Below are 25,680 nucleotides of genomic sequence, written 5' to 3' on the forward strand. Positions count from 1 at the left end.
GTCAAGTGATTCCCTAGCACAGGTTGGGTTTGGTGGCTTGTTTCCACTGGGTTTTCGAGGCCTATGTTGGGTGAGTCAAGTGTTGTTTAGAACAACGTTGCCTGAGCACGGCAATAATGCTCGGCCGTTGCTTCGGAAAAGCAGACGAGCGTGACCTGAAGTGTTGGGTAGGTCTTGGTGAGGTCCGTCCAAAGTGTTTGGACGGCAATCCGGCTGGCGCGCTCGACGGGAAACCCATAAGCCCCAGTGGAAATAGCCGGGAATGCTAGGGTTTGGAGGCCATGCTGAGCCGCCAGCGCCAAGCTGTTGCGGTGGCAGTCGGCCAGGAGTTCCTCTTCATGATGCTGGCCGCCGCGCCAGATTGGTCCAACCGTGTGGATGATCCACCGGGCCGGCAGGCGATAGCCACGGGTGATTTTGGCTTGTCCGGGTAAGCAGCCGCCAAGGGTGCGGCATTCGGCGAGGAGTTCGGGGCCAGCCGCGCGGTGAATGGCCCCGTCTACCCCACCGCCGCCAAGCAGGGAGGGGTTGGCGGCATTCACAATGGCGTCACCGACAAAGCACGTAATGTCACCAACGGTGACAAGCAAACGGTCGCGGTCCATCTTGGCGTCAGACTCCCAGAATGGTGAGCTTGTGGCGGTTGGCCAGGGCGACTGCCGCCTCGCGGTCAAACATCAACGTTTTTCCGGCTGTCACCGCCAGTGCCGTTGCCCCAGCGGCCAGCATCGTTTCAATCGTCGGCAGTCCGACAACCGGTACATCGAAACGCATATCCTGTTGTGGCTTGGCGACTTTGATGACGGTCAGTTCACGGCGGTGGGCAAGGTCACCAGCGCGAAGGATGGCGGCGTCAGTGCCCTCCATGGCTTCAACGGCCACCACGGCTCGGTTGCGTACGACAATGGTCTGCCCAAGGTCAAGCCCGCTGATGACTTGGGCAACTTCCAGCCCATAGTCGATGTCAGCTTGTTCACGGGCGTTTGGCCGCCGTTTGGTAAGGACTGCCTGAGGAACTAACAAGTGTGGGACGAACAGCGTCGAGTCCACCAGTTCAATGCCATCGGCGGCGAGTTCGGCAACAACAGCCCCGAGTAGCGAATCGGTGTTATTCCGTGCCAGCTTGAGCAGCATGGTCGCCATGCGCCAGTCGGGCAGTGCCCCACTAAAAATCTGGCGGTGTTTGACCTGTCCGGCCATGATGGCACGTCGAACGCCTTCCCGCCGAAAAAAGCGAATCATTTTGCCGAGTTGGCCAAGTCCACACCATTCAACCTTGACCCCGGACTGGGCAATGGCCGGCGAGGTCTCTTCCCGAATGGCCGCCACCACCAAGCGGACACCTGCCGCGCGCGCGCCATCCACGACGTAGAACGGAAACTGCCCATTACCGGCAATGAGTCCGTAGGTTTCCTGGCTAGCTACCGGCAACGCAAGCGAATCTGACATAACAGCCGCCGTTGTCTTCGGATTGAGTTTTCACCGGCTTCCCTCGGCTGGCTTGGTTTCCGCTGGTTTGGTTTCGGCTGGTTTGGTTTCGGCTGGCTTGTCCGCGCTGGAGTTGGCCTCCGGCGGTGCAGGGGCCGTCTCCGGCTTGGGAAGCAGGGCCGAACCAGCCGGACGGGCCGAGCCAAAGTTGACCGGGTTGTCCAGAATGCGCTGGGCGAGGTAGTTTTCGATGCGCGCATCATTCGTTGCCGAGGCCTGGAGCGCAGCCACCAGGATTTGTTCCCGTTGCTGGCGAATGAGGTCAACGATGCGTTTCCGAATTTCAGGATTGTCCAGCTTGGGTTCGATGGTCTCCGTCCGTTTTCCGGTCAGTTTGAAAATGTAGAGCCGGCCGTTCGAGCCGGGGATTGGTTCGGTAACTTGTCCTTCAGTCATCCCAAAGAAGCGTTTGGCCAAGGCTTCGCCAAAGGTTTGACGCAGGACGTCTTCCGGGAAAAAGCCGGCGTCGCCGCTGTTCTGAGCCGTCTGAATATCTTCTGAGACCGTCCGTGCAACAGTTGCAAAGTCATCACCCGCTTTGAGGCGTTCGGCGATTTTGGCAATTTTTTCTTTGGCCTGGGCTTCACCGATGGCGTCATTCTTCAGCCCGTTATCCGCTGGGTCCACGGCGATGATGCCCAGCGAAACCCCGCGGTCAAGGCGAAACTGTTCTTTGTTCTGGTTGAAAAACTCTTCGATTTCCTTGTCGGAAGGGGCCGGAACCTTGGCCTTGAGCTTTTCCTGAAGCTTGCTGACCAAGAGCGCCTGCCGGGTTTCAACCCGAAATTCTTCCTCGGTCAACCCAGCTTCCTTGAGCTTTTTACGGTAGTCTTCCTCCGACAGCCCTTCATCCGCAATCTGCCGCTTGACGGCCTGGTCAACTTCGGCATCCGTGACCTGGATTTGCTCGCGCTGCGCGCGCTGAAGCAGGATTTCTTCCCCGATGAGCGCGTCAAGGGCTTTGAGTTGGGCTGCCGCCAGTTCGATTGGGCTGAGATCGCTGAGTTTGGCGTTGGGTTGTTGTTGCTTGATGCCTTGCTCGATGCGGCGGTTGACTTTTGAAAGCGGAATGACAACCGCATTAACTTTGGCAGCAATCTCCGCCGTTCCGCCAGTTGCGCCATCAGTTTTATCGCAACCGGCCAGTAGTCCGGCGCTCCCGCCGGCAAGGGCGAAGGTCAGAATAAATGGGGCTAAACGCTTCACGAATGACTCCTTGGAAAGGCAACACAGGTTTGACTCGCCTGACCCAATTCTGGTACAAGAACGAGTTTCGCATACTAAAGGAAGACGAATCGAAGAGCAATCTACCAACCATCTGGCGCTCCCGTTCGTTTTGCCCGCATCGTTTTGGAGGGGACATATTCGTGGCACTCAGCGTAGAAGCTAAAAGCAGTATTTTGCAGGAATATGGGCGACATGCGACCGACACCGGCTCGTCGGAAGTGCAGATTGCCCTGTTGACCAAACGAATTGAAGAGTTGACACTTCATTTCAAAACGCACGTCAAGGATAACCACTCACGGCGCGGTCTGCTCAAACTGGTCAGCCAGCGGCGGCGGCTCCTCAACTACCTCAAGCGTCAGGACGCCGAACGTTACCAACAGGTTATTTCAAAACTTGGTATTCGGAAGTAGGTCTACTGGCTTCCGGCCGTTGGTGTGGCGTGCTGTGGCAGGTGCGCCACGGGCGTCTGGAAGTAGATTGTCAGGGGCGGTTCCGGCCGAGCCCGTCACCCGTCGAGCGTTCATACGCGCGACGTAGGTGGCGGGCTTGTCTTTTGGCGGTGTTACCGAGCCGGCCCACACGGGGTTATATCTGGGTTGTCGCTGATTTGATGGATGCAAGCCGTGAGGTGTTGCCATAGGAATTTTTAGGAATAGCACTAGCGTTTTCTCATGGGAGAAGGGAGATAAAAGGTTTATGTATGTCAAGCAAAGCATAAAAGTCGGTGGGCGCGAACTCTCGCTCGAAACTGGAAAAATCGCAAAACAGGCGGATGGCGCAGTTGTCATGACGTGTGGCGAAACCGTCGTTCTGGTCACGGCGGTTGCCGCCAAGGAAGCGAGCGCGCGGGGCTTCTTTCCACTGACGGTTGATTATCGAGAGTATGGATATGCTTCGGGACGCATTCCAGGCGGCTACTTCAAGCGCGAAGGTCGTCCGACGGAACGTGAGATTCTGACGTGCCGCCTGATTGACCGCCCACTTCGTCCATTGTTTACCGAAGGTTACGACAGCGAAACCCAGGTTATCGCGCTGGTCATGTCGGCTGACAAACAAAACGATCCAGATGTGCTGGCGATTACCGGCGCTTCAGCGGCGCTCTACATTTCTGACATCCCCTTTGAAACACCGATTGCTGGCGTTCGGGTTGGGATGGTGGACGGTAAACTGGTCATCAATCCAACCTACCAGGAGATGCGTGGATCGAACCTCAACTTGACCGTTGCCGGCAGTGAGGATGCAATTGTCATGGTTGAAGCTGGCGCGAAAGAAGTCAGTGAAGAAACCATGGTTGAGGCGCTGCTCTTCGGTCATAGCGAAATCAAGCGCCTGTGCGCGCTCCAGCACGAGCTGCGCGCCAAGGTTGGGAAACCCAAACGGGTGGTTGCTCCGGTTGTGCTGGATGAAGCCATGCTGCAATCGCTCACCGCCGACTACACCGACCGCCTGCGGGCAGCGCTCGACGTGCGCGGACGTGACAAGTTGGCGAGCTATGCCGAAGTGGATGCGCTTGAAAAAGAGGTCGTCGAGCGTTATCCGGCCGAGGCGCCAGACCAGCGCGCCATGGCGCGGCGGGTGTTTGAGTATCTAAAAGAGAAAATCTTTCGGGATGACATCTTGCTGAATCGGCGGCGTCCTGACGGGCGCAAGTTTTCTGAAATTCGGCCCATCGAGATTGAGGTGGGCGTTTTGCCGCGCGCCCATGGCAGCGCCTTGTTCACGCGCGGCGAAACCCAGGCCATCGTCACCGCAACGCTCGGCACGAGCCAGGATGTTCAATATCTGGACGACCTCGAGTCTGGCGAGGTCAAGCGCGACTTCATGCTGAACTATAACTTCCTACCGTTTAGCGTTGGTGAAGTTGGGCGCATGGGGAGTCCGGGGCGGCGGGAAGTCGGCCATGGCGCGTTGGCCCACCGGGCGTTGCAGGCCGTCTTACCGACCGAAGATTTTCCCTATGTCACGCGCGTCGTCTCTGACATTACAGAATCAAACGGCTCATCCTCAATGGCAACGGTCTGCGGTGGGGCGTTGGCCCTGATGGATGCCGGCGTGCCGATCAAAGCGCCGGTGGCTGGCGTCGCCATGGGGCTGGTGATGAGCGAGAAGCGATACGCTGTCCTGACCGATATTGCCGGCGCGGAAGATCACTACGGCGACATGGATTTCAAGGTTGCCGGGACGCGGCATGGCATCACGGCATTGCAGATGGACATCAAGGTCAAGGGCCTCAATGCCCAAATCCTTGCCGACGCCCTCCAGCAGGCCAAGCAGGGACGGCTTTACATTCTGGACAAGATGCAAGCCGCGTTGGCTGCCCCACGCCCGCAAATCAACGCGCTGGCCCCGCGTATCCTGACGCTGCAAATCCCGGTGGCCAAAATTCGGGATGTCATCGGCAGCGGTGGCAAGGTCGTGCGTGGGATTGTCGAAAAAACCGGGTGCAAAATTGATATTGAAGACTCCGGGCGCGTCATCATTGCCGCGGCTGACCAAGACGCCGGCCAGCGCGCGCGGGCAATGATCGAAGCCATCATCGAGGAAGCCGAACCTGGGAAGACCTACCTTGGCACAGTGACGCGCATTGCGGACTTTGGCGCGTTTGTCGAAATTTTCCCCGGCACGGAAGGGCTGCTTCACATTTCGGAAATTGCCAACTACCGGGTTCGTTCGGTGGCTGATGAGTTGCGGGAAGGGCAGCAATTGATGGTGAAGTGCCTCAGTACGGACCCGAGCGGAAAAATTCGGCTCAGTCGGCGGGCGTTGCTCGATGAGAATGCATCGGGCAATGGCGAAGTTGACCCATCGGCGGAACGTTCCTCGACGCCAGAGCGTTCAGCTTCGCCGGAACGGGAAGGCGACCGTCGTCCACGGCGTCGCTGACGTCACCGTCGCACAAGTCGCCACAGCGGGAAAAAGCCTGGCCTGACTCCAGGCTTTTTCTGTGAACTGGTTTCTGTAAACTGAACGTTTTGGAAGACTTGCCGAAGCTTCACGACTCTGCTAGCGTCTTGGCTATAAGGCGTATTTTTGAATCCTGAAGTATTTCATCCACAACACTGATTCCCACGTTCAAGGGCTGGAAGAGGCTGACCATGACGAAAGCCGAACTGGTGGAAGCGGTGGCGCGTGCTGCCGACCTGACGAAAAAGGACGCCGAAGTCGTCGTGGACGAGGTCTTCGCTGCCATTATCGAGTCCTTGAACCGCGGTGAAAAAATTGAATTGCGCGGTTTTGGTTCGTTTCGCATCCGGCAGCGCAACTCACGGCGTGGGCGCAATCCCAAAACTGGTGACGCGGTGGACATTCCAGCCAAAGCGGTTCCTTATTTCAAGCCAGGCAAGGAGTTGCGGGAACTGATCAACCACGAAGCGCATTAACCCTGAGCTGCCCTGGTGCTGGTCATCCGCTCTGGGCGGGGGACTGGTTTGGGTCTGGATGTTCGGCGCGGGGGCATTGGAGGCTGGCGTAGAAGCCCAATCCCTGGTCAGCCCTAGCCAAGGAGACATCTTGTGGACGTACTATGGAGTCCGTGGCGTTACCGGTACATTGCGGGCCTTGATCGCCAGGATGATCTCGTTGTGCCGCCTGACTGTCCCTTTTGTCGTATTCCGGCTGAGTCACGGGATGTGGATAACTTCGTGCTGTATCGTGGGCGACATAACTTTGTCATTCTCAACATCCACCCGTACATCAATGGTCACACGATGGTGGTACCCTATGCGCATGTCGCCACACTCGGCGCGTTGCCGACCGAAGCCGGTTATGAAATGTTTGATTTGACGCGGCATCTGACGGAAATTCTCACCAAAGAGTACCGTGCCATGGGGTGCAATGTGGGCATGAATCTCGGTCAAGCCGCCGGGGCCGGGATTGCCGACCACCTGCACATGCACATCATGCCGCGCTGGCTTGGCGATGTGAACTTCATTACGACCATTGGCGAAACGCGGGTGCTCCCAGAGGAGCTGGCGACGACCTACGCCCGCCTCCGTCCGTACTTCGACCACTACGTACCTGCTGACCAGTCGCCAAATGCAAGTTAGGTTTGGTTTCTCCGAAAGGCAGGGCCTCGCGCCTGTGAGCCTTTCGAGTCCTGATTGAGCTAGCCGCCATGCGCGAGATTCTTGAACCGATTGCCCATCAGCTTCAAAGCCCACAAGACCTGGATCGGGTGCTCTCTTCGATTGTGCAGCGGGCGGCGGAAAGCGTCACCGCTGTTTGTGCGCGGCTCTGGCTCATCCGGCGCGGCGATCTGTGCCAAACATGTCGGTGGGCAAATGACTGCCCAGACAAGCGGCGCTGCCTGCATTTGAAAGCCAACTTTGGCATTCCCGTGGACGCTCCCTACCGGCGCGCGCCGTTGACGGTGCTGTCCGGCGAACAGTTGGCACGGGGTGGGGTCGTGGCCTGGACGCCACCGCCTTCGGCCGCGGCCATGCTCCTTGATCCGCGGTTGGCCGACGAGCAGGGGGTGGTGTCATTTATGGCGCATCCGTTGCGAGTTGAAAATCGCGTGCTTGGACTCCTTGCCGTGTTCGGGGCGCGAATGTTTACGGCCGTGGACTTTGAGACCTGTGCTGTACAGGCGGCGGCGGCCTCAGCGGCCATACGGGTTGCCGAGCTGGCCAATCGCGTTCAGCGAGCTGATGCCACCGTCCGCGATAAAGCCCGCGAATCCGAGCAGCAGTCGCGGCTGCTCACCGCCGTTCTGACGCATTCATCCGACCGGGCAATTGTCATTGAAGACCTGGATGGCAACATTTTGGCCTTCAATGAAGGCGCGCGGCGTGCCTATGGCTACGAGCCTGAAGAGGTCATTGGACGGGCGACAGCAGAAAAGCTCCATGCGCCGGATGATTGGCGGCGTGGCGAGGTTTCAAAAATCTATCAACACGCGCTCGAACAAGGAACCTACACCGGGGACATTCGCCGGCGGCGGCACGATGGCCAAGTCTTTGTGGAGCGCACGACGCTAACCACCTTGCGTGATGAAGAGGGCGATCCGGCTGGCTTCATTGCTATTGCTCCTGTGGCGCCAGAGCCGGCGGCGGCGGTGCTGGCCGCGCTCGACGAGGTCGCTGCGGTCCGGCGGTTAGAAGACTTCGCCCCAGAAACTCTGGCGCAGATGTGTCAGTTGAGTCAGGCGGCGGGCGCAGCGCTGTTCGCGCTCGACGGAGGGGCCCTGTCCGCCCGTAGCCTTCACGGTGAGTCAGCTTTCGCGCCCGGTTTGCTTGGACAGAAATTGTTTCCAAGTGATGCGCCAGAATTATTCCGGTCGTTGGAGCAAGGGCAGGTCGAGTCGGTGGGCGCCACGGTGGGGCGGCTTCTCGCTGATGCTTCAGGCGGGGCCTTGGTGATTCCAATGCTGCGCCAACAAGTGCAAGCGGTGGTCGTGGTGGCGTCTCCACGTCCGGGTTTTGAAATGCCGCTACTCCGTTTGGCGCGTGGCGCTTCGGCGTTGCTGCGGTGGCAACTGCTTTCGGCGGACCTGAGCGCGCGTGAGCAGTCCCTAGCGGAGGCGGAGGCCGCCCAAACCGCCCGCTATGAGGCGCTTGTGCGCGACCGTGACATGGCTTTGGCAAAAGTGGCTGACCTAGAACAGCAGGTGCAGTCTGCGCAAGTGGCTGTCCAGCAAGCAGCCACGGCGCGACAGATCACTGAGGAACGGGCGGTGCAGCTCGAATCGAAGGTAGCTGAACTCGAGGCCGAGTATGGGCGACTGCAAGAAGTTTGCCGGCAGTCTGAGGTGGCGGCTGAACAGGCGCGCCAGGCAACCACTGAAGCGCTTGCTCGCTGTGAGGCGCTGAATGCTGGACAGGTGACGGCCCTACGCGAGCGTGACCTGTTCAAGGCGCGCGTCGAGTTGCTTGAAGCAGATTTGCGCCAAACCCGCCAGCGGGCGGAGCGTTCAGCGCACCAGCATGCCGAGGCGCTTGTGCGCATTCATGAGCTTGAAGGCCAGCTAGCAGAGCTTGCCCAGAAACGCCACGAGGATGAGCAGACCCTGGCGGAGGCGCAACATCACTATGAGGCGGCCCATCGCCAAATGATGGAGCGTTCGCTGCAACTCGAAGCCATGCTGGCTGAGTCACAACAGGTGCAGTCGGCGCACGAAGCCGAGATCGCACAGTTGGCAACTCGCTTGACTTCGCTCGCAACCGAGGTGACGGCTGCCCAGCAGGAGCGCCTCGATGCTCAACACCAGGCCGAGGCGCTGCGCCAGGACCTGGAAGCAACCCAGCAGTTGCTCACCGAAGCCATGGCTCTGCGTCAGGCGGCCGAGCGCGCTGTGGCTGAAATTGAAGAGCGGGCCGCGAAGCTGTTATCCGAGGTCATCGTCTCACAAGAAGAGCAAGCTCGACTCATCAAAGAGTATGAGCACTTGGAAGCCGAGCTGGCATCTGCCAAGTCCGGGATGGAGCAGCAAGCTCAAGCCATGGCGATGTTGGAAGGGCACATAGACCTGCTTGAACGCTCACTGGCGACCAGCGAAGTGGCGCGCGCTGCCCTGTCACAGCGCATCGAAACCCTTCTAGAAGAGCGGACGGCCTGGCGTCAGGTGATTGATGGACTGGAGGCTCGTCTTACGGCACTATCCACCACAGACCGGTCGGTCGAACACGGAACGCCCTCCACTGTGTCGGAAGCGATGGCGGCTCAGCTCACAGCGCTGCAAGCAACGCTTACCCAGCGTGAGGCTGAAAACGCCTCTCTGCGCCAGCGGCTGGCGCTGCTACAGGGCACCTATCGGGAAACGGTTGAAGTCCTGCAATCGCGCCTTGACGATCTCACCAAACTCTCTGCCATCACAGGCGCGCATCGCAAGCTCGAAGATGTTTTGCTGGGCACTTCGTCCGCGATGGAAGCTTCACCGGTCATTATCGTGGCGTGTGACGACGAACCATTTCGCGCGACCTTGAGTGGCTGGTGCCAGCAGTCTGGTTATCGGGCAAGTCCGGTGAGCGACGGAGACGCGGCCTTGGCGGCGCTCATGCTTGATCTGCCCCACGGTATCGTTCTGGCCGGCGATCCAGTCCATATCAGCGAGACGTACCGCCGGGTACGCCGCAACCCAGACTGGCGTAACCTGCCGATTGTCGTTGTAACGCCGGAGTCCTTTACCGGCGTTTCGGCTTCGCCTTCGACAACGACATTGGCGCAACACTCTGCTTCACCGACTGCCTTGCACAAAGCGTTACGTATGCTGGTCACTGAGCGAACGCGCCATCCATCAGTGCCCGGCTGATCCAAGGGTGCGGATGAGTCGAATGGCCATGGTCGGTCGAATACCATGGGGAAGCGTTCGCTCAACGCCAAGCCCAAATTGAAACGAGTACCGCCGCCATTCAACGTGGGTTTGGGGGAGAACCACCCAGTCGGCTCGGCGTCTGGCACCCAGCGCCAGGTTGGTCTCCAGTCCAAGCACGAGCCGGTCTGACACTTCCCGAAAGACCGTTGGGTTGAAAACGCCTTTTACGGCGCGTTGTTGTGCGGTCCGCTTGAACCGCGCGCCCTGCATGGTGAAAACCGACCAGCGTTGGCCGATGCGGTGCCCTGCCAAGTGCAGCATATCGAGCTGGAGGTCTCTGCCCAGCCGCGCCCGCTCAACAAGTGCCTGCCAGCCATGGATGGAGCGATGCTGGCGGAAGGTGCCAAGTGTGCCTTGAAGCCCAAATTTGAAAGCTTCCAACTGTCCGTCCTCAAACGGCAATTCAAATTCCACGGTGTGGCCGGGGGCGAAGGCAAACTCGATTTCTGGTGCCCAAGTCACGCTTTGTCCACGGCGTCCGACCGGTGGGCGCAGGAGCGTGTTGACTTCCAGCTCGCCGCGCTCCGCGCCAAGCGGGCGCATCAGGTCAAAGAGCAGTGGCTCTGGCATCCTGGGGATGTGGCTTGGCTTAACGGTCACTTTCTCTTGGTAGCGGCTTGGGGCACTATCCAGGTCGCTATCCGGCGTGCTTTCATCCCCGTTGCTCCGGAGATTGGTTTCGGAGGCGTCGTCCTGCGGCCCACTCGTCCGCGCGTCTCGGTGGCGCTGTCCGGTGATGGTGGGCGGCTCGGCTACAAGTGGAAGGTGTTGTCCGTGACTGATGGCCGGTGCGGCGTACAGCCCGCCGTACACAGTGAGCACGGCTGTGAGTCGTAAACCAAGACGAGTCAGTTGCGGCGTCAATTTCGGCATGGCGACATCCTTCAGGAACTGCGTTGCAGTCAAAGCTGGCTCGGACAAGCTCCGCCGAGCTAGGTGGGTGGACCGGCGGTGAAGCCGGGCCAGACCATCGGCAAGGTGATTTGGACAGGTTGAAAATGCGCGACTGCGTTCCGGCTAGCGCTTGAAGGGAGGGCCGCGAGAGGGCAGGGGAGCGAACAGGCCGCACTTCGCTTCAGCTCGATACTGGAGGTACTGGCAGGCTGGAAAAGCTGTTGCCGAAGCTACCAGGGCGGCAAGCTGGTAGTTCAAAACAATGTCTGGTTGAGGGGGGCGGGTTGCCTTGCTTGAAAGACTCACCGCCGCGACCGTTTCCTCTGGAACCGGTCCTGACCAGTGGGTTGGCTCGACATCAACGCGCGAGATGAACTGCCCGCGCCCATTGTTTTCGAGCTTGGTGAACGAACCGCCAAGCCCCTCCGCGACGAGGATGTCTGGAATATCGTCGGCGTTGACATCCTGAACGGCAAAACCAATGCCGTTGGCTTCGATAATGAGTTTGCTTGGTCGGCTGCTCAGGCAAACTTCAATACGGTAGCGTCCGTTGGCAACGGCTCGTCCCGCCGCGTAGTCTGGCAGGTGGTCTTCATCAAAGTGAGCGACAATTCGCCCCACTGGACCGGTAGGTTTGGATTGGCGTGCCGTGATGTCACGCCCCAGCGTTTCCGCGTAGTCCGCTGTTACTGGTAGGGGAGCCGGGTTGGGCGTCCCACCCCAGCCGACGCAAGTCCAGCCGACGAGCGCTAGACAGAGCAGCAAAACCAGCGAGCGTTGACGGAAGGAAAGCATGATTCGCTCAGTGCAGCGCAGGCGTATCAGTAAAACTTGACGGCACTTGACCAACAGCAATCATCGGCCATAGTGGGCCTTGATGTTTGTTAGGTTTTTCACATCTCCCCAGACTAGCGTCCGGGGATTTCAGTTGTGGACTGTTCCTCCGGCCCTTAGTACTTGTCTGAAAAGTCCCAACGTGGCACAGGCCTGCCTCCGAGCAGGTGGACGGCTGGCTTGGGCTGTTCCAATGGTCGCGTTTCTCGCATCCGATGTGTCGCGTTTCTCGCAGCTCGCCGCAACGGTGGGTAACGGTCCTCTCCGCTAGCTGTGGAAACATGGTTAGAAAAGGGCTTTTTCCTCGTTAGACCACGTGAGGGGCACGGATGTTGGCTCGAAAGCACTTGCTGATTTGCTCGGTTGCGCTATGCTTGGAACTTTTCCAAATCCCGCAGTGCATCGGAAGTTCACGACATGCGCGAAAATGTTCTCCAACGGGCCATTGTCATTCTGGTTGTGACGTTAGGGTGTTTGTATGTCACGCTGATTGGCTGGCGTTCCCCACGCCTCGATGACTTCAAGTCGTTTGATCAAATCAAACAGAACCTTGCGAACAACATCAAACTAGGTTTGGACCTCAAGGGCGGTTCCCATCTTGTGATGCAGGTGATGGTGGATGAGGCGCTCAAAAAACTAACGGATGACAATGCCGAGAAAGCCAAGAACCTTCTGGAGGGCATCGGCATCTCGGTCAAGGAAACCAAGACCCTCTCTCCGACTCAGCTTGCCATCACGGTGGCGGACGCCGGGCGCATTGGTGAGGCGCGTGACAAAGTACTGGAAGATTTTGGAAAGTCGGAGTGGGTCGCCACCCTGAGTGGCGATACCGTGACATTCTCGCTCGTTGAGCGGGTTGCCCAGGAGTATCGGCAGCGGGCGGTCGAGCAAGCCATGCTCATCATCGAGAACCGCATCAACGCTTTTGGCGTGGCCGAGCCGACGCTCCAGCGGTATGGTGGCGAGCAAAATCACCAAATCTTGCTCCAGTTACCTGGTGTGGATGATCCAGAGCGCGTCAAGAAGACCCTTGTTCTGGAGTCGAACTTGGAGTTGCGTCCGGTGGATGGCACATACCGGACATACGCGACGCTCGAAGAGGCGCGCCTGGCCGTGGGTGGCCGGACCGATGTTGAAGCTTTGCCGCTGGATGAGCGCGATGACGATGAAATGCTGGATGAGGAAGGCAATCCGGTCGCACAGCGTAAGTCGCGACCCAAGGCGGATGCGCCAACGCAGTATTTGCTCGTCCTGAAAACGCCAATCATCGTTGGGCGTGACCTGCGTGATGCGTTTGCTTCGTCAGGCAGTTTGGACGGTGAGGGCGACTACCGCATTGTCTTCAAGCTCAAAGATGAAGGAGCGAAAAAGTTTGCAGACTGGACCGGTCAAAACATTGGCAAAGGTTTGGCGATTGTTCTGAACGGTCGGGTTAAGTCAGCCCCAACCATTCGTGGTCAAATCCGGGAAACCGGTGAGATAACCGGGAACTTCACCAAGGCTTCAGCCGAGGACCTCGCCCTGGTGTTGCGCTCCGGTGCACTGCCGGCACGGATTGTTTACTTGGAAGAGCGAACGGTTGGCCCGTCCCTGGGGGCGGACTCGATTCGGCAGGGCGTGGCGGCGTCAATCGCCGGACTGATTTTCATCATGGTCTTTATGGTCGTGTACTACCGGTTGTCGGGCGTCAACGCCATCATTTCCCTTATTCTCAACTTGGTGATGTTGTTGGCGGTGATGGTGATGTTTGGTGCGGTGCTCACGCTCCCTGGCATTGCCGGCGTCATCCTCACGATTGGCATGGCGGTGGATTCGAATGTGCTTATCTTCGAGCGGATTCGTGAGGAACTACGGTTGGATAAACCAGTTCTCACTGCCGTTGAGCTGGGTTTCGACAAAGCGTTTGTGACCATTCTGGATACGCATGTCACAACGGTTGTGTCGTCATTGATTCTGTTTGTTTTCGGTACGGGACCGATTCGGGGTTTCGCCGTCACACTCTTAGCCGGGCTGTTGGCGAATATCTTCACGGCCACCTTTGTATCGAAGACGATGTTTGGGTATGTGTTGTCGCGTTCAGAGCGTCCATCTGAGCTCAGCATCTAGCGATTTCTCGGTTCTACCCGGGTGGAATGAACTTACCGGTCGGTTTCTCACTACAGCGTCATCATGATTGAACTATTTCGCAATCCTAGTTACGACTTCCTTGGCAAGGCCAAGTACTTCATCATCTTTTCGGCGATCGTTCTGGTCGCTGGGTGTATCTCGATGGTGGTGCGTGGCTTCAACCTCGGCGTGGACTTCGCCGGCGGCACAAAGCTCACCGTGCGCTTCGTCTCGCCACCTGATGAGAACCAGATTCGTGACGCCCTCCGCAAAGGCGGTTATTCGCCGGACAAAGTCGTGATTCAGCGAACGGGCAAGCAGTTGAGCCAGTCTGATCGCAATGAGGTCTTTATCAATACGCCCCAAACCGAGGCAGACGTGGATGGCGATAAGCGCAAAATCACCGAGGCGTTACAGCAGCACTATGGGACGCCGGTTCCGGCTGACAAGCTTGACCTCAACTTGGTTGGGGCGTCTACGTTGGCGGCCCGTTTGACTGAGCAAGACTTGCTAGAACTGAAGAAAACCCTGCCGCCCGGCGAAGCCGAAAAGGAATATCAGCGGTTTGCCGAGCAGGTAATTCAGCAGCGGGACGCGGCCGGCGGAACGCTGTCTGACATCAAGCGGATTTCACTTGCCAGCTTTGATCCGAAAATGGCCGAAGCCCTCGAACAGGTCGCCGCGATCGGTAGTTTCAATGTCGTCAGCGCCGAGATTGTTGGTCCACAAGTCGGCAAAGACCTGCGCAATCGCGCCATCATTGTAACCATCATCGCCTGCTTTGGGATGCTGCTTTTCATTGCTTTCCGGTTTGAGTGGGTTTACGGCGTAGCTGCCGTGATTGCGGTCGTTCACGATGTCCTGATTACCTTGGGACTCTTTTCGCTGTTCCAATGGGAGATTTCGTTGACGTTCATTGCGGCGATGCTGACGCTGGTCGGCTACTCGATGAATGACACGATAGTCATCTTTGACCGAATCCGCGAACAACTCGCCCAGCGACGACGCGAGGATTTTGCGGCGGTCACCAATGACGCCATCAATCAGACCCTCTCGCGGACGGTTATTACTTCTGGTTTGACTCTCCTCTCCGTTCTGGCCCTGGTGCTTTTCGGTGGTGAAGTGCTCAAGAGCTTCTCGTTGGCACTGCTGGTGGGCATTTTGTTTGGAACCTACTCATCCATTGCGATTGCCAGCCCGGTTCTGCTCTGGTGGAAGCGTTATTTCGAGCAGCGCCAGCCGATAGCGGCGCCGGCCGAGTCACCCTCATCCTCCGCCAGCAGCAAGAAGTCCGCCAGTCCGCGGGCAAAGTCAGCGCCGACTCGCTAATGACAAGCCAGGGCGACTAGCCAAGCTACGAACCAGGCGGAAAATGCCTAAGCCCGCCGGAACTTTCCTACGCCACACGTGTCAAAGACATGGAGAGAACAATTCAACGTGGCCAGTCCGCCTTGCTTGTCGTGCCTGGTGGTGGGATGGGCTGGCCGCTCGATGTGGTTTTGGTCGGGAAAAGCAGTACGAGGAAATGCTTGATGTTGTGGCGTGAGAGCTGAGGAACGGAAAGTTCTTGACTTAATCCCGCACTCGAAAGTAATGTCTGGCGCACTCACTACACGCCAAAAAGCGATGTGATAGTACTGCCGACAGGTTCGCTATTTCGGTTTAGCATGTCGAGACAATTGACTGAATGCTGATGCCGAGGCAATGCTACGGGGTTGCTCACACGCCTGATATTTAGATCGTACAATCTTCAACTATGCTTTACGGCCGACTCCGTCACTTGGGAACAAGCCGCCTGGTCACAGGGGGTATGTTTCTGGTTGCCTGTGGAAAATGAGGTAAAACATGTTCGACACGATGGTTGAATCCACTTCGCAAGTCAAAGATGCTGGTCGGCGCTCGGCCTTTATGGCTGTAACTTTCGTCATCTGGGTCGTTGGCTTTACCGGCCTAGTCATTTGGCAGGTTTGGACGGCGGCGGCTGAGTTGAGCCAATCTGCCAATGATGTCACCCTGCTCGCCCCGCCACCGCCACCACCGCCGCCGCCACCACCACCACCGGCCGCGACGACATCGGTGCCGCAGACCAAAGCGCCGGTCGTGGATGACACGTTTACGGCACCAAAGGAAGTGCCGAAGGAAATCAAGGAAATTCCCAAGCAGGCGCAACTTCGCTCACGGGTTGGTGATGCCAGCAGCAGTGATGCGGCTGGGATGGTTGGTGGTGTCCCAGGTGGTGTGCCGGGTGGTGTGCCGGGTGGTGTGCCGGGTGGTGTGCCGGGGAGCACTGGCGAGGCTGCCCCGCCACCGCCGCCAGACCCCCCGAAGGATGCTCAGGTGCCAACTGGCCCCGTACGCAAGAGTGAAGGGGTTCTCAAGGGGAATGCCATCAACCGTGTCCAACCCGATTATCCTCCGGTTGCCAAGTCGGCCCGGATTCAGGGCGCAGTGGTGGTTGAAATCGTCATAGACGAGAAGGGAAATGTCACGAGCGCACGTGCTGTGAGCGGCCCGGCCCTCCTACAGCAAGCGGCCGTCAGCGCTGCGCGCCGGTGGACATTCAAACCAACGGTTCTCAACGGTCAGCCAGTGAAAGTGGCCGGAGCGATTACATTCAACTTTGTACTCAACTAAGCTGATTGAAGTTGCCGTAGAGTCTAGTAAAGATTTTTTGGCGACAAGGTCACTCTGATGAGATTGATGGAATGGAGCGGGAGGTACTTGATTGCCTCCTGCCTGCCCAGTTCGGCGAATGTAAACCCCCGGACAATATCTTCGAAGCTCTCTCTCTATCTGGAGGATGACATCTCATGACGTTGCTTTTGACAAAATTCGGCTTGCTGGCAATGCAGGCGCTCATCACGTTTGCCCAGGAAGGCGGCAAGGCCGAAACGGAAGACTTCACCTTGCTCGGCATGATTCGGAAGATGGGTCCAACGGCGCTGGCTGTTGCCATCATCTTGTTTCTCATGTCGGTCTATTCCATCGCCATCATGGTTGAGCGGTTTCTGACCTACACCCAAGCCAAGACCCAGTCCCGTGAGTTTGCGCCAAAGGTGGCGCAAGCACTGAAGAATGACCGCATTGAAGAGGCGATCAACATTGCTGATCAGCATCGCAAGAGCCACCTGGCCGTTGTCGTCAACGCTGGGTTGCAGGAGTTTCGCGCTCACCAAAATGATACCCAACTTTCAGGCGATGTCATTGAAGCTTCCAAGCGGGCCCTCCAGCGTGCAGTCGCCGTTAAGATGGCTGAATTCAAGAAGGGGCTTTCAGGATTGGCCACAATTGGTTCAACGGCGCCCTTTGTCGGCTTGTTTGGTACGGTCATCGGTATCATCAACGCCTTCCAGGGTATGAAAGAAGCCGAAGGGGCTGGGATTGGAGCTGTGGCTGGTGGTATCTCCGAAGCCCTCATCGAAACCGCCTTTGGGTTGCTCGTGGCGGTTCCGGCTGTGTGGATGTTTAACTACTTTACCAGCAAGATTGAAGCCTACAACGTCGAGATGGAAAACTCATCGTCTGAGTTGATTGATTATTTCCTCAAGCGGCGAGGAGCGCGCTAAGCCATGGGAATGTCTGCTGGTGGTGGTGGTGGATATAACAGCGATATTAACGTGACGCCGATGGTGGATGTCATGTTGGTGCTGTTGATTATCTTCATTGTTGTGACCCCTCTGCTGTCTCAGGGTGTCAACGTCAACCTGCCGGAAAATGACAACCCGGATGAAGACCCGAATATCACCAAAGACACTTCGGTTGTGGTCTCGATTCCTGGGGCCGGACAGTACTTTGTTGGACGCGACGCTGTTCCCCGTACTGAGTTGGTTGAGCGCATCAAACGCTTGATGCGTGAAAAAGCCAAGAAAGAAGACCATGTGGTTTACATCCGGGCGGAAAAGACAGTTCCCTATGGTGAGGTCGTCATGACGGTTGATGCCATTCGCAATGCTGGTGTTGACCGAATTGGTCTAGTCACTGAAAAACGTAAGAAGAAGTGAAGCACTAAAACCCTGTCGCTGCTCGGTGTGGAGATGGGGTCATTGTGCCTTGAGCCTTATGGAGGGTATGCGCCATGGCTATGTCAACCGGCGGCGGACCAAGTGGTAGCGACACCAGCGGTCCACGTCCTGATGTCAATATTACGCCGCTTATAGACGTCTTGTTGGTGATGATCATTATCTTCATGGTCATCAAGCACAAGGATCCACACCGCTTTGAAAGCAAAATTCCAGAAAAACCTAAGGAGCAGCAGCAAACGCCGAGCGATACCATCTTTCCGGTACTGACGATTGATCGCCAGGGGGTCATCAAGTGGAACTCGCAAGAAAAAACTGAAGACCAACTCAAGCGCGAGCTAAAAGAGTTTATGGAGAAACGTCCATCAGACTTACGAGCTGCTTTCATCAAAGGGCCGCGGGATGTTCAGTATGAGCGCGTCATCAAACTCATTGACATTGCAAAGGGGGCGGGCGCGGCTCCGATTGGGTTACAAATTGATAATCTCGACTGAGTAACTTCACTATGACAATGCCGACACAGCCTGGCTATTCACATTGGTTCACTTCAGCCCTCCGGAAAGCACTACCGCTCGGTGGTGCACTTGTTTTGTCAGTTGGGATGGCGGGGTGCAATAAACTCATTGCTAAAGATTTACTGAACCAAGGGGCGCGTGAGTACAACAAGGGGCGCTATGAAAAGGCTGAAGCAATTTTCAAAGAAGCCATGGAGCGCGATCCGGATTTCTTGCAGGCAAAACTGTTCTATGCCACGGCCATTCGCTCCCGTGTCAGTAATGAAGACGGTGAAGAGCAAATCAAGACTGCCAAAATGGCGATTGAGGCCTACAAAGAATTGCTCAAGCCTGAGAATGAGCCACGGCTCAAGGAACGTGATCGTGACCAAACCTATGCTTTTATTGCTGACCTCTACAAAACGCTGGATGATCAAAAAAGCTATCAGGAATGGTTACAGAAGCGAGCTAACCTTCCAAATCAAAGTCCAACCACCAAGGCAGAGTGTTTATACTCAATTGGCGTGACCTATTGGAACGAGGCCACAAAGGTCTCGAAGAAATATGAAACCCAAGTTCCAGGCAAACTCCCGGAAGTCGCCAAGCCAGACAAGTGGAAGAAAGAAGATATAGACGCCCTGATTCAGGCCGCCCAGACTGGGCTGAAGTACATCGAGCAGGCCATTGCCGCCGATCCTAAGTATGCAAACGCATATAGTTACAAGTCTCTTTTGCTCAAGGAGCAGGCCAAGGCGACTGCCGATGCGCAGCTTGTCAGCCAACTCGAAAAGGATGCGCAGCTTGCGGTCGAGAAGTTTCAGGAGCTGAACCGCGAGGCAGCCGCGGAATTATCAGGTGGTAGTTAGGCACTTGCTTTGGCGCTACGTGGCGGTTTAGATCGTCGTTGACCGTAGCTACTACTGGCTACGGTCAATCTTTTTCCCTCATTCTCAACATTTTCTCAGCTCGCTTTTTTTCCGAATGCTCACTGGGGCCGCTTGGCTAAAGCTTCGCGTATGGAATCGTTCTTTGATCGGCAAGAACGTCTCGGTTGGTGGCGGCAGGATGTGCTTCGGTCAGCTCGTATTCTGGTAGTTGGCGCTGGCGCACTGGGTAATGAAACGCTCAAAAATTTGGCGTTGCTTGGCGCACGCTGGATGCTGGTTGTTGACCACGATGACATTGCGCCTTCCAACCTCAGTCGGACTGTGTTTTTTCAGCCAACTGACATCGGCCGTCGCAAGGCGGTGGTTGCTGCGGAGCGGACGCAGGCACTTTGCCGTGAAACATCGAGCACCGTCCGTGCGCTTGATGCTGACTTCGTTTGGGATATTGGGCTGGGCGTCTTTCGGCGACTTGACCTCATCCTGGGTTGCGTGGACAACGATGAGGCGCGGCTAGCCATCAATCGCGTAGCGCGCGCGGCTGGCGTGCCATGGATTAACGCTGGACTCTATGAGCTGACCGGGAGTGTGACTGCTTTCTCGTCGGATGAGGGGCCATGCTTTGAGTGCACGATAACACCGGATCAGGTGGCCGATGCTCAGTCGCGTTATGATTCCTGTGAGCAGGTGCGCCGCCGCTACTTGATCGAAGAACGCTTGCCGACCATTCAGGTAACATCGGCACTGACATCGGCGCTGCAAGTTCAGGAAGCGCTCAAAGTCCTGCATGGTGAGCCGGTCGCCTTTGGGGTTCGGCTTATCTATAACGGTCAAACCCACGGTTTTCATGCCATCCAACTACCCTATGATCCACACTGTTTAGCGCATGGTCGCCTTGGGGAAGTCGTTGAGCTACCAATTGGCGTGGACGCCTCGCTGGGGCAAGCCCTAGACGTGCTCGAGGCGCAGCTTGGTAGTGGTGTGACGGTACATCTCGGTCGGCGCTACATCCGCCGCCTCGCTTGTCGTCAGTGTAGTCGCCCGCTCACGGTTGAGCGGCCGGCCCATGCCCTTTACGAGGATGAGCTGAGATGTACATATTGTTCACCCTTAGCCTCTTTGGCGACCCAGGCGACCCTCCCAAGCCACGCTGTCACCGAAGGCTATATTGAAGTCGTGACTCAATTTTCACGAGCCCGATTTGGAGATGCACCCATGACGTGCGAAGATGAAAAGCGAACGTTGCGTCAGCTTGGGTTGCCGCCGTTGCATATCATGAGTGTGGAAGATCGCCATGGGCGTAGCTGGTCGTGTGAGCTGACTGGCGATCTGGCGCTCGTCCTTGGTGACTGGGGGATGGCATGAGACCACACCACCGCACTGGGCGGATGAGCCGCTAACGTACCAGTCTTTGAGCGTTTTTTTGAATATGATAAGGCAGCTTAGTCAAATTTCGGCTGAGGAAGGGGGCGAGCTTTATGGAAGGTGTGGCGGTTATGGGTTCGCTCCTATTCATGCTGATTTTGATTGTGTCTTGTGGTTTTGAATTCTATGAGCTCTACCTAGGGCGTCGGGAGCAGGAAGAGCGCGGTCGCTCTAGTGAGAGCTTGCTGTTCCCGCGTCGCTATTATGCTGACCTGCATCGGCGTAATTATGAAGCCCCCCTTCCACTTGATACGGGCAGCACATTTTTGGTCAAGCGCTCGGAGCGACCAGTCCGGTGCGAAGTGTGTCACCAGGATGATTGCTTTGAGATAAACACCGGACGTTGTGCCCGCTGCGACCATTACACCCTGTAATCTCACGTTACAAATTAGGAGTCGAGGTTGTTCCCATGTCGGATGTTGACATTACCTTTCGCAATGAAAACAACGGGAAGGAAGTGGAAGTCACAGTTTCTGACGACATGACCGCAGACGCCATCTTGCGAAACCTTGTTGAAGCAGGTGTGATCCCGAACATACCGGGCACGACGCTGGTATTTCGGAATATACAGCTACGTCCCGGTCAAACATTGGCTCAGGCTGGCGTTGTTTCTGGGGATGTAGTTGGGATTTTTCTCAATACACGCGGCGGGCAGAAGCTGTTTTCGCTATCCAGGGCGCTTGTTTAGGGCAATCGCCTTTACTGCACAGCCACCGCCGGGTCGGCTTGCGGTAGCACACGTAGCTCCTGCCGGATGTAATGCTCTTGGATGCTATTGCGAATAGCATCAATATACTCATCCCGATAAGTCCAAAATCCTTCGAAACGCCGCCTTCCATTGGTGTGTCCATTTTTGCCTGGAACTATCGGGGGTGGTCCCGGGTGCGGCCGCTCGCGGGCGAACAAGGCAATGCGGAATCGCGGGTCATCGCTCAGGACGATCCAGTAATCCCGGCACGCTTGGTCAGCGGGGCGGAAAAACTGGACGCTGTCAGCCAAAAAGGGTGGTAGGACGTCTGGCTCACCAATAATCCAGACGTCTTTTGAAGTTTTGGCAACGGCTGCGTAGCGCTCTTGCTGCGGTATGAACAGCGAAAGCTTCTGAAACGATGCAATAAATAGCCCAGAGAGCCGTTTTTCGATGAAGCGGTCTTCAATGTAGTGTGAAATACTGAGCATCAGTGAAAAGTTGAGCGTCCGAAACGTATCAGTCTCGGTAACCGGTAACCCTCCCCCATTCTGCTCCGCGCGCGCATCGAGGTGGTTTACAATGTTGTCGAATGTTGTGGCGATGGGTGCTGACATGGCGAAACTCCCATGGCAACCGCGCCCCCATCGGCGACCGGCGGGATAGGCTGCCGGGGACGTAACTCGTCGGAGCAAGCTTGGCATCTGCGACGGTTAAGTTTATTTTCGTACACTTTTCGATACAACACAACCCCTGTTCGTCAAAAAGTGTGCTTTTCTTCACGTTAGTATGATCGAGGGTGTGATCAAGGCTGGTGCCTAGTTGCCGAATCATGCAAAAGGCTTGACAAATTGGTCAGTGGGTACCATTATCCCGAATACCCGTAGGTTGCTTGGGGGCGATTGCGGGAGTAACTCAGTGGTAGAGTGCAACCTTGCCAAGGTTGAAGTCGCGAGTTCAAATCTCGTCTCCCGCTCCAAGTAAAGCACTGAAAAGACGACGAATGTAGTCTGATTCGTCGTCTTTTTGTTTATGATGCTCATGACTGCTTGACATCTATGAGGTGCGAGATGTAGAGTCACAGGCTTCCACAAGCACAACTTTAAAAAAGAGATTTCTGAACCCATGGCAGATAATGTGCAGCCGTCCGGCCCTGAAGGCGTGACCATCACGCCGCTTCGTGCGCCGGTCGTTACTTCTTCACCAGCACCGGAAGAATCCATCCCCGATGCGGAATCCACCGTTGCATCGGCCGGAGAAGCTTCGGATGACTCCGATTTTGCTTCAATGCTCGATGACTACGAGCAGACTTCGGCCACGGTTTCGCCGGGCGACATCGTGGTTGGGCAAGTCGTATCAATCACCGAGCGTGGTGTCGTCGTGGACATTGGCTTCAAATCCGAAGGACTGGTTCCGAAGGAAGAGTTCACTGGGCCGGATGGCGAGTTGACCATTGCCCGTGGGGCTTCGGTTGAGGTGATGGTCAAGCAAATCGAGGGTGGCGATGGGTATGTCGAGCTTTCCCATGCCGATGCGCGTCGCCATCACATGTGGGAAGTTATCGAGAAAGCCTTTACTGACAATCAAACGGTTTCTGGCAAGATAACGGAGCGAACCAAGGGGGGGCTACAGGTCGATTTGGGCGGCATCACCGCTTTTTTGCCCGGCAGCCAGGCTGACATTCGCCCACTGCGCAATTTGGATGCGCTCCTGGGCCGTGAGATGACCTTCCGCATTTTGAAACTCAACAAGAAGCGCAACAATATCGTCCTGTCGCGCAAAGTTCTGCTTGAGGAAGAGACATCAGCGCGGAAGGCTGAGACCCTACGCTTACTTGATGAGAATGTCATCGTTTCGGGGCAGGTAAAGAATCTGACGGATTATGGGGCATTTATTGACCTTGGTGGGATTGACGGGCTGCTGCACGTGACGGATATGTCGTGGGGGCGGCTGCCAAAGCCTTCCGACTTGTTCAGCGTCGGCGATACCGTCCAGGTCAAGGTGCTCAAGTTTGACCGTGAGCGTGAGCGCGTCAGCCTTGGTTATAAGCAGCTTCTCCCTGATCCCTGGGACACGGTCAACGAGCGCTTCCGTCGCAACGACATTGTCAAGGGGCGAGTGGTTTCCGTGACCGATTATGGCGCTTTTGTTGAGCTTGAAGATGGGATTGAAGGCCTTGTCCATGTATCTGAAATGACGTGGTCGAAGCGCATCAAGCATCCATCCAAGCTGGTATCGGTTGGTGATGAGGTCGAGGCGATGGTTCTGGAAGTGGATCAGTCCAATCGCCGGGTCAGCCTGGGGATGAAGCAAATCCAGCCCAACCCCTGGGACTCAGTTGCCCAGCGCTACTCAGTTGGCTCACGGGTTTCTGGAAAAGTTCGCAACTTGACCGACTTTGGTGCTTTCGTCGAAATCGAAGACGGGATCGATGGCTTGATTCATGTCTCCGATTTGTCCTGGACCAAGCGCGTCAAGCATCCTTCGGATGTCCTCAAGAAAGGACAGATCATCGAAGCCATTATTACGAGCATTGATACTGTCAACCGGCGGCTCAGCCTCTCTATCAAAGACCTTGAGCCGAATGCTTGGGAGCGATTCTTCCAAAATCACCGGTTGGGAGATGTCGTAACGGGCAAGGTCGTGCGGATTGCTGGATTTGGTGTCTTTGTGGAGATCGAGGAAGGCATTGAGGGGCTTTGCCACATTTCCGAGCTATCCGATCAACGGATTGATCGGGCCGAGTCAGTTGTCTCCGTCGGACAAGTTTTACCATTCAAGATACTCAAGCTTGACGAAGCCAATCGGAAAATAGGTCTGTCGGCGCGAGCGGTCGGCAAGGAAAATGACCCAGAGGATGTCAGCAACTACCTCAGTAGCGAGACTATGACCAGCCTGGGTGAACTGGCGCGTTTTGTGCGCAATGAGAAGGAATCACGCTAGGCGTAATCCAGCAAGGGTGCGGCCCTGCTTGGCGGCGCTCATCTGATCAGCATCGGTGCCAAGGCACGCGCTGTGTTGTTTCCCAGCCCATCGTTTTCTCTGGTGTATCAGCATGGGAAAGCACCGAGTCTTGATTTTGGGGGGTGGGTTCGGAGGCTTGTACACAGCCCGCGCCCTGTGCCGTTCAGCAGCAGCACCGGCCGTGGAGGTGACGCTTGTCAGTCGGACGCCGAACTTTCTTTTCCTGCCGCTTTTGTATGAGATTCTGACCGACGAAGTCACCGACTGGCAGATTGCGCCTCCGCTCACGGAAGTCCTGCCGTCCAACTGCCGTTTCATTCATGGGGATGTGGTTGGCGGGGAGTTCAGTGCGGGCCAGTGTCGGGTCCGCGTCCACCAGTCAGACAGTGATCTGCTGCTCGAAGCCGACACACTGGTGTTGGCGCTTGGTAATGTCTCGGACGACTTCGGGCTGCCTGGCGTCAAGACGCATACCCGTCCTTTTCGGTCGCTGGCCGATGCTCACGCGCTCAAGTCGGCGGTGGAGGAAGCTGTCCGGCGCGCAACCGGATCGCGTGAAACGGCGGCATTCGCCATCATTGGTGCCGGTCCAAGCGGCGTGGAACTAGCGGCCGTTGTGGCGGACAAGCTGCATGCCGAGTTACGAAAGGTTGGGTTGCCACCAACCCAGGTACACCTGCATTTGGTCGATCGTCTGTCTGAAATCTTGCCGCAGTATGCTTCGGCACTACGCCACTTTGCCGAGCGGGAACTGGCCCGGCGGGGGGTTCACCTGCACCTGGGTGTTGGTGTCGCTGCCTGTTCGGCCTCTGGAGTCGAGCTGGAAAACGGAGCGCACGTTGCGGCCGATACCATCGTGTGGACGGCCGGCAGTCGTCCGACACCGGTTCTTGCGGAGTTCCCATTTGTCCGCGACCGGCGGGGGCGGATTCCAGTTGCCCGGACGCTTGAGGTTCCCGGTTTTCCCGGTGTCTATGCGTTGGGGGATATTGCGGCGAGCGCCGCCGCGCCGGCAACGGCGCAGGTCGCCGTCAGGCAAGCGTTGGTAGTGGCTGACAATATCGCTGCTCGTTTGCGGGGTGCGCCGTTGCGGGAATACCACTATGAATCGCTCGGAGAAATGATGACACTCGGTCGTGGCACCGGCGCGGCAAATATCTTGGGACTCGCCTTTGATGGCGTCACCGGCTACTTGACCCGTCGTCTCGTGTATTTGCTCGCCATGCCTGACACCTGGCATGCGACACGGGTTGGACTAAGTTGGCTGGGACAATCCATTGAGGAAGTTTGGCAGGCTTGGTCGGTGCCGGCTGCGACGGATTGAGCCGATGTTGCGCTGGCAGCC

Annotated in this window: 22 protein-coding genes and 1 tRNA gene; 17 read left to right on the forward strand and 6 right to left on the reverse strand. The window is 56.9% G+C overall.

The window, feature by feature from the left end:
- Positions 1-86: 86 nt before the first annotated feature.
- The 3 genes from J8C06_RS00560 to J8C06_RS00570 are packed head-to-tail and all read right to left on the reverse strand — an operon-like array spanning position 87 to position 2,694.
- Positions 87-605, reverse strand: a complete 519-nt coding sequence (locus J8C06_RS00560) for an O-acetyl-ADP-ribose deacetylase (protein ID WP_211428865.1) — start codon at positions 603-605, stop codon at positions 87-89.
- A gap of 7 nt (positions 606-612) precedes the next feature.
- Positions 613-1,449 (reverse strand): LpxI family protein, encoded by an 837-nt coding sequence (locus J8C06_RS00565; protein ID WP_211428866.1) that lies wholly within the window; start codon positions 1,447-1,449, stop codon positions 613-615.
- A gap of 30 nt (positions 1,450-1,479) precedes the next feature.
- On the reverse strand, positions 1,480-2,694 hold the full coding sequence (locus tag J8C06_RS00570) for a SurA N-terminal domain-containing protein (protein WP_211428867.1): 1,215 nt from the start codon (positions 2,692-2,694) through the stop codon (positions 1,480-1,482).
- A gap of 161 nt (positions 2,695-2,855) precedes the next feature.
- Here J8C06_RS00570 and rpsO point away from each other — a divergent pair, with 161 nt between their 5' ends.
- The 5 genes from rpsO to J8C06_RS00595 all read left to right on the forward strand — a co-directional run bounded on the left by rpsO (position 2,856) and on the right by J8C06_RS00595 (position 9,964).
- Positions 2,856-3,125: a 30S ribosomal protein S15 gene (rpsO, locus tag J8C06_RS00575; RefSeq protein ID WP_211428868.1), complete on the forward strand. Its 270-nt coding sequence runs from the start codon at positions 2,856-2,858 to the stop codon at positions 3,123-3,125.
- 286 nt (positions 3,126-3,411) lie between these two features.
- On the forward strand, positions 3,412-5,598 hold the full coding sequence (gene pnp / locus J8C06_RS00580) for a polyribonucleotide nucleotidyltransferase (protein ID WP_211428869.1): 2,187 nt from the start codon (positions 3,412-3,414) through the stop codon (positions 5,596-5,598).
- Between the two features lie 212 nt (positions 5,599-5,810).
- Entirely contained in the window at positions 5,811-6,095 is a 285-nt protein-coding gene (locus tag J8C06_RS00585) for an integration host factor subunit beta (RefSeq protein WP_211428870.1), read from the forward strand.
- Positions 6,096-6,227: 132 nt separating this feature from the next.
- Positions 6,228-6,761, forward strand: a complete 534-nt coding sequence (locus tag J8C06_RS00590; RefSeq protein WP_211428871.1) for an HIT family protein — start codon at positions 6,228-6,230, stop codon at positions 6,759-6,761.
- 68 nt (positions 6,762-6,829) lie between these two features.
- Positions 6,830-9,964 carry a PAS domain S-box protein gene (locus tag J8C06_RS00595; protein WP_211428872.1) on the forward strand — a complete coding sequence of 1,045 codons (3,135 nt, stop codon included), beginning with the start codon at positions 6,830-6,832 and terminating at the stop codon, positions 9,962-9,964.
- Here the strand turns inward: J8C06_RS00595 and J8C06_RS00600 are convergent.
- Together J8C06_RS00600 and J8C06_RS00605 are read right to left on the reverse strand one after the other, a co-directional pair.
- The gene (locus J8C06_RS00600) at positions 9,950-10,900 is read right to left on the reverse strand and encodes a hypothetical protein (RefSeq protein ID WP_211428873.1); all 951 of its coding nucleotides are present in this window, start codon (positions 10,898-10,900) and stop codon (positions 9,950-9,952) included. The two genes, J8C06_RS00595 and J8C06_RS00600, sit on opposite strands and share 15 nt — an antisense overlap.
- 144 nt (positions 10,901-11,044) lie before the next feature.
- A complete protein-coding gene (locus J8C06_RS00605; RefSeq protein ID WP_211428874.1) occupies positions 11,045-11,716 on the reverse strand; it encodes a hypothetical protein in 672 nt (223 codons plus the stop codon).
- Positions 11,717-12,172: 456 nt separating this feature from the next.
- Between J8C06_RS00605 and secD the strand changes: the two genes are divergently transcribed.
- The 9 genes from secD to J8C06_RS00650 all read left to right on the forward strand — a co-directional run bounded on the left by secD (position 12,173) and on the right by J8C06_RS00650 (position 21,371).
- The gene (secD, locus tag J8C06_RS00610; RefSeq protein WP_211428875.1) at positions 12,173-13,861 is read left to right on the forward strand and encodes a protein translocase subunit SecD; all 1,689 of its coding nucleotides are present in this window, start codon (positions 12,173-12,175) and stop codon (positions 13,859-13,861) included.
- A 63-nt stretch (positions 13,862-13,924) separates the two neighbouring features.
- Positions 13,925-15,190: a protein translocase subunit SecF gene (gene secF / locus J8C06_RS00615; RefSeq protein ID WP_246602045.1), complete on the forward strand. Its 1,266-nt coding sequence runs from the start codon at positions 13,925-13,927 to the stop codon at positions 15,188-15,190.
- Between the two features lie 516 nt (positions 15,191-15,706).
- Positions 15,707-16,495 carry an energy transducer TonB gene (locus J8C06_RS00620; RefSeq protein WP_211428876.1) on the forward strand — a complete coding sequence of 263 codons (789 nt, stop codon included), beginning with the start codon at positions 15,707-15,709 and terminating at the stop codon, positions 16,493-16,495.
- Positions 16,496-16,671: 176 nt separating this feature from the next.
- Complete coding sequence (locus J8C06_RS00625; RefSeq protein ID WP_211428877.1) at positions 16,672-17,427, forward strand: MotA/TolQ/ExbB proton channel family protein; 756 nt, start codon at positions 16,672-16,674, stop codon at positions 17,425-17,427.
- A 3-nt stretch (positions 17,428-17,430) separates the two neighbouring features.
- On the forward strand, positions 17,431-17,862 hold the full coding sequence (locus tag J8C06_RS00630) for an ExbD/TolR family protein (protein ID WP_246602046.1): 432 nt from the start codon (positions 17,431-17,433) through the stop codon (positions 17,860-17,862).
- A 74-nt stretch (positions 17,863-17,936) separates the two neighbouring features.
- Positions 17,937-18,374, forward strand: coding sequence for an ExbD/TolR family protein (locus J8C06_RS00635; protein ID WP_211428878.1), 438 nt, complete (start codon positions 17,937-17,939; stop codon positions 18,372-18,374).
- Positions 18,375-18,385: 11 nt separating this feature from the next.
- On the forward strand, positions 18,386-19,240 hold the full coding sequence (locus J8C06_RS00640) for a tetratricopeptide repeat protein (RefSeq protein ID WP_211428879.1): 855 nt from the start codon (positions 18,386-18,388) through the stop codon (positions 19,238-19,240).
- Positions 19,241-19,390: 150 nt separating this feature from the next.
- Positions 19,391-20,623 (forward strand): HesA/MoeB/ThiF family protein, encoded by a 1,233-nt coding sequence (locus J8C06_RS00645; RefSeq protein WP_211428880.1) that lies wholly within the window; start codon positions 19,391-19,393, stop codon positions 20,621-20,623.
- Positions 20,624-21,092: 469 nt separating this feature from the next.
- On the forward strand, positions 21,093-21,371 hold the full coding sequence (locus J8C06_RS00650) for a hypothetical protein (protein ID WP_211428881.1): 279 nt from the start codon (positions 21,093-21,095) through the stop codon (positions 21,369-21,371).
- An 11-nt stretch (positions 21,372-21,382) separates the two neighbouring features.
- Here the strand turns inward: J8C06_RS00650 and J8C06_RS00655 are convergent, their stop codons facing one another.
- Positions 21,383-21,988, reverse strand: a complete 606-nt coding sequence (locus tag J8C06_RS00655; protein WP_211428882.1) for a DICT sensory domain-containing protein — start codon at positions 21,986-21,988, stop codon at positions 21,383-21,385.
- A gap of 287 nt (positions 21,989-22,275) precedes the next feature.
- On the opposite strand from J8C06_RS00655, the gene J8C06_RS00660 reads away from it, so the two are divergent.
- The 3 genes from J8C06_RS00660 to J8C06_RS00670 all read left to right on the forward strand — a co-directional run bounded on the left by J8C06_RS00660 (position 22,276) and on the right by J8C06_RS00670 (position 25,659).
- A tRNA-Gly gene (locus J8C06_RS00660) sits at positions 22,276-22,350 on the forward strand.
- A gap of 146 nt (positions 22,351-22,496) precedes the next feature.
- Positions 22,497-24,314, forward strand: coding sequence for a 30S ribosomal protein S1 (locus tag J8C06_RS00665; RefSeq protein ID WP_246602047.1), 1,818 nt, complete (start codon positions 22,497-22,499; stop codon positions 24,312-24,314).
- 112 nt (positions 24,315-24,426) lie between these two features.
- A complete protein-coding gene (locus J8C06_RS00670; protein WP_211428883.1) occupies positions 24,427-25,659 on the forward strand; it encodes an NAD(P)/FAD-dependent oxidoreductase in 1,233 nt (410 codons plus the stop codon).
- Positions 25,660-25,680 lie beyond the last annotated feature (21 nt).

The organism is Chloracidobacterium validum (assembly GCF_018304825.1).
Lineage (GTDB): Bacteria > Acidobacteriota > Blastocatellia > Chloracidobacteriales > Chloracidobacteriaceae > Chloracidobacterium > Chloracidobacterium validum.

What these genes read in the sequence shown, in the direction of transcription:
- pnp (WP_211428869.1), top strand. Translation starts at nt 3,412, where the DNA reads ATGTATGTCAAGCAAAGCATAAAAGTCGGTGGGCGCGAACTCTCGCTC.
- J8C06_RS00670 (WP_211428883.1), top strand. Translation starts at nt 24,427, where the DNA reads ATGGGAAAGCACCGAGTCTTGATTTTGGGGGGTGGGTTCGGAGGCTTG.
- secD (WP_211428875.1), top strand. Translation starts at nt 12,173, where the DNA reads ATGCGCGAAAATGTTCTCCAACGGGCCATTGTCATTCTGGTTGTGACG.
- J8C06_RS00650 (WP_211428881.1), top strand. Translation starts at nt 21,093, where the DNA reads ATGTCGGATGTTGACATTACCTTTCGCAATGAAAACAACGGGAAGGAA.
- J8C06_RS00620 (WP_211428876.1), top strand. Translation starts at nt 15,707, where the DNA reads ATGTTCGACACGATGGTTGAATCCACTTCGCAAGTCAAAGATGCTGGT.
- J8C06_RS00595 (WP_211428872.1), top strand. Translation starts at nt 6,830, where the DNA reads ATGCGCGAGATTCTTGAACCGATTGCCCATCAGCTTCAAAGCCCACAA.
- J8C06_RS00645 (WP_211428880.1), top strand. Translation starts at nt 19,391, where the DNA reads ATGGAATCGTTCTTTGATCGGCAAGAACGTCTCGGTTGGTGGCGGCAG.
- J8C06_RS00665 (WP_246602047.1), top strand. Translation starts at nt 22,497, where the DNA reads ATGGCAGATAATGTGCAGCCGTCCGGCCCTGAAGGCGTGACCATCACG.
- J8C06_RS00655 (WP_211428882.1), bottom strand. Translation starts at nt 21,988, where the DNA reads ATGTCAGCACCCATCGCCACAACATTCGACAACATTGTAAACCACCTC.
- J8C06_RS00640 (WP_211428879.1), top strand. Translation starts at nt 18,386, where the DNA reads ATGACAATGCCGACACAGCCTGGCTATTCACATTGGTTCACTTCAGCC.
- J8C06_RS00600 (WP_211428873.1), bottom strand. Translation starts at nt 10,900, where the DNA reads ATGCCGAAATTGACGCCGCAACTGACTCGTCTTGGTTTACGACTCACA.
- secF (WP_246602045.1), top strand. Translation starts at nt 13,925, where the DNA reads ATGATTGAACTATTTCGCAATCCTAGTTACGACTTCCTTGGCAAGGCC.
- J8C06_RS00560 (WP_211428865.1), bottom strand. Translation starts at nt 605, where the DNA reads ATGGACCGCGACCGTTTGCTTGTCACCGTTGGTGACATTACGTGCTTT.
- J8C06_RS00625 (WP_211428877.1), top strand. Translation starts at nt 16,672, where the DNA reads ATGACGTTGCTTTTGACAAAATTCGGCTTGCTGGCAATGCAGGCGCTC.
- J8C06_RS00635 (WP_211428878.1), top strand. Translation starts at nt 17,937, where the DNA reads ATGGCTATGTCAACCGGCGGCGGACCAAGTGGTAGCGACACCAGCGGT.
- J8C06_RS00565 (WP_211428866.1), bottom strand. Translation starts at nt 1,449, where the DNA reads ATGTCAGATTCGCTTGCGTTGCCGGTAGCTAGCCAGGAAACCTACGGA.
- J8C06_RS00605 (WP_211428874.1), bottom strand. Translation starts at nt 11,716, where the DNA reads ATGCTTTCCTTCCGTCAACGCTCGCTGGTTTTGCTGCTCTGTCTAGCG.
- J8C06_RS00585 (WP_211428870.1), top strand. Translation starts at nt 5,811, where the DNA reads ATGACGAAAGCCGAACTGGTGGAAGCGGTGGCGCGTGCTGCCGACCTG.
- J8C06_RS00630 (WP_246602046.1), top strand. Translation starts at nt 17,431, where the DNA reads ATGGGAATGTCTGCTGGTGGTGGTGGTGGATATAACAGCGATATTAAC.